General features: G+C 69.3%; 6 protein-coding genes. 1 reads left to right on the forward strand and 5 read right to left on the reverse strand.

All coding sequences use genetic code 11. From position 1 onward, the window contains the following. The first annotated feature begins 638 nt into the window (after window positions 1-638). On the forward strand, window positions 639-746 hold the full coding sequence (locus tag HF519_RS33630) for a hypothetical protein (RefSeq protein ID WP_410479417.1): 108 nt from the start codon (window positions 639-641) through the stop codon (window positions 744-746). 346 nt (window positions 747-1,092) lie between these two features. Here HF519_RS33630 and HF519_RS29260 read toward each other — a convergent pair whose 3' ends face one another. From HF519_RS29260 to HF519_RS29280, 5 genes are all read right to left on the reverse strand, one after another. Beyond that, the gene (locus HF519_RS29260; protein ID WP_169416204.1) at window positions 1,093-1,680 is read right to left on the reverse strand and encodes a TetR/AcrR family transcriptional regulator; all 588 of its coding nucleotides are present in this window, start codon (window positions 1,678-1,680) and stop codon (window positions 1,093-1,095) included. A 184-nt stretch (window positions 1,681-1,864) separates the two neighbouring features. Then, the gene (locus HF519_RS29265) at window positions 1,865-2,377 is read right to left on the reverse strand and encodes a flavin reductase family protein (RefSeq protein ID WP_169416205.1); all 513 of its coding nucleotides are present in this window, start codon (window positions 2,375-2,377) and stop codon (window positions 1,865-1,867) included. A gap of 87 nt (window positions 2,378-2,464) precedes the next feature. Next, entirely contained in the window at window positions 2,465-2,653 is a 189-nt protein-coding gene (locus tag HF519_RS29270) for a tautomerase family protein (RefSeq protein WP_169385769.1), read from the reverse strand. Window positions 2,654-2,703: 50 nt separating this feature from the next. Beyond that, window positions 2,704-3,477, reverse strand: a complete 774-nt coding sequence (locus HF519_RS29275; RefSeq protein WP_169416206.1) for an alpha/beta fold hydrolase — start codon at window positions 3,475-3,477, stop codon at window positions 2,704-2,706. Between the two features lie 82 nt (window positions 3,478-3,559). After that, window positions 3,560-4,822 carry a metal-dependent hydrolase family protein gene (locus HF519_RS29280; protein WP_169416207.1) on the reverse strand — a complete coding sequence of 421 codons (1,263 nt, stop codon included), beginning with the start codon at window positions 4,820-4,822 and terminating at the stop codon, window positions 3,560-3,562. Window positions 4,823-5,081: the final 259 nt, after the last annotated feature.

A 5,081-nucleotide genomic window follows, 5' to 3' on the forward strand; every position in this document is an offset into this window, starting at 1 on the left:
CGACCTCGCCGACCGGCTTGACCTTCGAGCGGGCGAGGTCGATGGCGCGCTGCCGGAACTCCGGCGGGTGAGGAGCAGGCACGAACGACATCCTTCCCGGCGGACGGCGTCCGCCTCAGGAGAGGTGTCCGGCGTCAGGGGCCAAGCTCACATCGTCTCCGTGCAGGGCTCGCTGTCGATGCGGACCACCGCCCGGTGACACGGCGGGGACCGGTCCTCGACAGCAGCGGATCACCGTCGAGCACACGACGCTGCGGCACGCGAACGGCCTGCAGTCCCTGCTGACCGACGAGGGCACGAGCGAGATGCACAGCCCGCTGACCGGGTAGGCGGTGACCGGATCCCCGCCCTCGGCAGCGGACCCGTGCTGGTGCCGCCGCCCTCCCCGGCCGCGGGGTAAGACATCGGGTGGCGCCGCACGCGCCCGAGGCGCCGCCCGGTCCGACGACGGAGTCGACAGATCATGTCCGAGGCCTCCCTCGGGCGCGCGACGGCGTGCTCGTCGCCGACCTCGGCCGCGTCATCGGCCTACGCCACCGTGTTGTTCGGCGACCTCGGCGCGGACGTCGTCGAGGTGGAGCGGCCCGGACCGCTGAGGACTGGCCGCTGCGGACGCGGCGCTGCTTGACCCGCGGCTCGTGTACTGCTCGGTCTCCGGGTTCGGGGCGGGAGCCGGGGCCGACCTGCCCGGCTACGACCGAGTGGTGCAGGCGATCGGCGACTGCCCCGGGCCGTCGGCGAGCTGAGGGAGTGGCGCTGGATCGCACGCAGGACAGTCAGGTCGGCCCCGCGAGCTGCCGGCCGGTCGCGGCCAGGAGCGCTTCGGTCCTGCCGATCACGGTGCTGATGGTCCTGGTGCTGGTGGTGCTGCCGGCGCGAAGACCATCCTGCTGTGGACCTACCTCACCACCCCGGGACGGTTCGTCTTCGCGACGGCGGCTTCGCCGGGCGCCTACCCGCGTGGGCTCGGACCTTCCTGTGCACCACGATCGAGGTCGTGCGCGAATCTGCAGGTGAACGCGGGCTCGCGGTCATCCCCGCCGCTGGGTAGTCGAACGCAGTCTCGGCCGGCTGGCCACACGCCGGCGCCTCTCAGCCGCGAGGGGTGGCTGCGGTCGTGCCGCCTGTGGGCTCGTTCGAGTCTTGAAGCAGGATCAGGCGGAACAGGTCGCGTAGTTCATCCTCGGACTGATCGTCGCGACCTTGGATCAGCTGCGCGTTGGCGCCTTCCCAGGCGGCCTCGAGGAACCGGGCAGTGCGTGCGCTGTAGAGACGTTCCACACCCGCGCGTGCTGATGCTGCCCAGGAAATGACGAGCTCTCGGTAGGCGGGGTCGCGGACGCTCTGGGCGTAGAGCTCGTAGAGCAGGGTGCGTTCTCGGGCACTGTCCTTGACCGCGTTCACGACCGCGAGGGCCGCCTCGATCATGGACTCGAGGTCGGTGGCCTCGTGGAACTGACGCTCGTACAGGGCCGAGGTGTGCGAGACGAAGAGCCGGAACGCCTCGAGTAGTAGATCGTCGAGGTTGGCGAAGTGGTAGCTGGTCAGCCCGAGGGACAGGCCGGCGGCGCTGGCGACCCGTCGGTGGGTGACGCCCTTGACCCCGTACTCGGCAGCAACATCGAGGGCTGCATTGAGGAGGGTGAGGCGGGTGGCATCGGAACGAGGTCTCGCTCGCACTCCACGATTCCCTTCCACCTGCCCGGCCCTCGTTGACGCTGGGAGAACCATACTGTCTCGCTATGTCCGCGGTAGGACGCTCCGCCGGTCTTCGGGAGGCGAAGCGGGTCTGGCCTGGGGACCGTGCCGGTTGGCCCACGGGTGAGAGGGTGGGGACTGCCCGGCTCGCGACATGGCTGCCCGGTCAGGATTCGAGTGCGATGAGGCGACGGAACCGGCTGCTGTGGAAGACCAGCGGCTCGTTGCGGGGATCTGCGGTCAGACGGTGGATCTGCAGCAGCACGATGTCGTGGTCGCCCGCGGTCACCTCGGAGTGCACCGAGCACTCGAGCCATGCTGCAGCGCCCCTGACGAAGATGGCGCCGTCTTCGCTGGGCTCCCACGGCACGTCGGCGAACCGGTCGCGGTCCTTCGCCGCGAGTGAGCGGCACAGCGCCTCCTGGCCGTCGGCGAGCACGCTCACCCCCAGCCGGGGCAGCTGCCGCAACCGCGGCCACGTCGTCGAGCTGTGTGCCACACAGACCGACACCAGCGGTGGAGTGATCGAGACAGAGGTGAACGAGCTCGCCGCGATCCCGACGGGCTCCTCGTCGTCCAGCGCACAGACAGCGGTCACACCGCTGGGGAAACAGCTGTAGGCCCGCCTCAACTCCGCTTCGTCAACAGGCAGCGGACCGATACTCAGTTTCGAGGGCATTGATCTACTTTCGGCTCGGGTTGTCGAAGTCACGCGGGTGAGATTTGAACGGCGCGCATCAGGGAGCAGTGCGCGCCGCCTGTGGGGTCAGCCCATCAGCTTGCCGCCGTGGCCCCAGCGGTTGCGCGGGACGCCTTCGACGATGACGGTCGACTCCGCGCCGACCTCCTCGCCGAGCACGGAGATCATGGCCTGTGTGACCGCCTCGACCATCCGCTGCGAGAATGACGGGTCCTCGAAGCGATCCTCGAAAACCTTCACCTCGATGTAGGGCATCCTGCCGCTTCCTTTCTGTGGCCAGAAGTACTGACGGAGCACTTGTTGGGTTACAGGCGATTCGCGTCGAACCAGGCTGATGCAACTTTGTTGAACCGCTCCGGGTCGTCCTGGTGCAGGAAGTGGGTGACGCCTGTCCAGAGCTCGACCCGGGTATCGAGACCGAGCTCGTCGACGAGGTGCGACTCCCAGATGTAGGTCGGCTCGTAGGCGTAGATGCACAGTGTCGGCCGGCGGCGCTCGCGGATCGCGCGTTCGGTCTGCGGGCGGAGCCCCGGCGCGTCCTCGCCGCACCACATGCCGGCAAAGGTGGGCCAGACGACCTCGGGCCCGAGTGCGAGCGCCTGTAGCCGGCGTCGGATCCGGCGGGCGGCGGTGACGCTGTTGTGTACCTCCGGCTCGAGGTCGGCTGCCACCGCGGCGCGTTCTGCGCTGTCGGCGGAAGCCGGGTCGCCGATGATCGCGCGAACCTGGCCCTCCCACTCCTCGGGCTGCCCGTAGGCCGGGTCGATCAGCAGGACCGAGCGGACCAGGTCCGGGCGGCGCACAGCCACCAGATGGGCGATGATGCCGCCCAGGGAATGCCCGACCAGATGGCTGTCGCTCAGGCCCAGATGGTCGAGGACGGCGATCACGTCCTCGGCGAGCTCCACGCTCCCGTACCCGCTCGCGGTCCGTTCGGAATGTCCGTGCCCCCGCAGGTCGAGTGTCACAACACGCGCGTCGCCGGCGAAAGCAGAAATCTGGTCGACCCAGTCGGTCGAGTCGCTGCACCACCCGTGAATCAACACGATAGTGCGGTCACCGCTGCCGAACTCCGCCACGAAGCAGTCGAAGCCCCGAACACGAACCCAACTCATGCATTCCTGCTTTCCCTGTGGTGGCCCACTCGACCTGGCGCCGCGGTCAGCTGAGGACCGACGCCGCAGCGGCGAGATAGTCGCTGCGGTCCACACCGGCGGTGAGGACGTGCGCGATGTTGCTCTGGTCACCGAGCAGTCGGATATCGGACAGCACATCGCCGGTGACGACCACGACGTCCCCGGCGAAGCCGGCCGCGAGCTTGCCGATCTGGTGTTCGCGCTGGAGCAGCTCGGCCGCGGTAGCCGTGGCCGTGGTCAGGGCTTCCTCCGGTGTCATGCCGTGCTCGACGTAGAGCTCCAGCTCCCGGGCGTGCGCACCGAAGGGGCACAGCGTGCCGGAGGAGTCGGTGCCCATGGCGATCCGGACTCCGGCCTGGCGGGCGATGGCGAAGGCCTCGAGCGTGCGGTCGTGGGCGTCGCGCAGGTCCTCCACGCCCTCGGGGGTGAGTCCGCGGCGGGTTCCTTCGCGTTGGCACCAGTCGTTGAAGGCCATGGTCGGCACCAGGTAGGTGCCGCGCTCGGCCATCTCCTTGGCGGTGGGCTCGTCCAGGTAGGAGCCGTGCTCGATACTGTCGACCCCGGCGGCGAGGCTGCGGCGGATCCCGTCGATCGACAGTGCGTGTGCGGCGACGCGTAGGTCGAGGTCGTGTGCCTCGTCGACGATCGCGGTGAGCTCGGCGACGGTGTAGTTCGGCCAGTGGGGCTGCTCGCCAGGTGACATTCCGCCGCTGGCCATGACTTTGATGAAGTCGGCGCCCTCGCGAGCTTGCAGCCGGACAAGCTTGCGGCACTCGTCGACGCCGTCGGCGGTGTCCCAGCGGCGGCGGGGGGTGTAGGGCGGGTAGAACAGGTCGCCGTGGCCGTTGGTCATGGTGATCCACCACGGGGAGACCAGCAGCCGCGGGCCGATGGTCAGGCCCCGCTCGACGAAGTCGCGCAGCTCGATCTCTCCGACGTCGCGGTGTCCCATCACCCGCAAGGTGGTGAAGCCGGCCGCGAGGGCGCGATGGGCGTTGCGCAGCCCGTGCAGCAGCTTCGCCGGCTTGGTCACCTGCCCGCGGAAGGCGCCGCTCGACACCACGTTGTCGTGGTCGGAGTTGGTCGTCAGGTGCACGTGCGCGTCGATCAGACCGGGTAGGACGGTGCAGCCGGTCGCGTCGATACGTCGTGTCCCGGCGGGCACCGCGGCGTCGTCGGCGGGCCCGACGTACGTGATGATCCCGTTCTGGATGACGACGAGGCCGTTCACGTGGTGTGTGCCTGGGGCGGCCCAGACCAGGCCGCCCTCGATGGCGATGTCGTTCACCTGTTCACCGTCCCGCTGGTAGGTGGGTACGTCTGGGGCAGGGAGCTCGGCGACAGCCGCCTGCATGTCGCCGAGCCCCCCGCATGTCACCGAGCCGCTGGGGCGGTCAGGCCCTGGAGGGCGTGGGGCCCTCGGCGAAGGCGGGCAGGACCTGCTCGGCCATCAGTTCCATCTGGGCGACGACCGCCTCGATGGGCTGGCCCCAGGCGATCAGGCAGGCGAGGTGGTCGACGCCCATCGCCTCCATCTGCTTGAACCG

This window comes from Pseudonocardia bannensis (assembly GCF_012911875.1).
In the GTDB taxonomy this organism is placed as follows: domain Bacteria; phylum Actinomycetota; class Actinomycetes; order Mycobacteriales; family Pseudonocardiaceae; genus Pseudonocardia; species Pseudonocardia bannensis.

What these genes read in the sequence shown, in the direction of transcription:
- HF519_RS29265 (WP_169416205.1), bottom strand. Translation starts at nt 2,377, where the DNA reads ATGCCCTCGAAACTGAGTATCGGTCCGCTGCCTGTTGACGAAGCGGAG.
- HF519_RS29270 (WP_169385769.1), bottom strand. Translation starts at nt 2,653, where the DNA reads ATGCCCTACATCGAGGTGAAGGTTTTCGAGGATCGCTTCGAGGACCCG.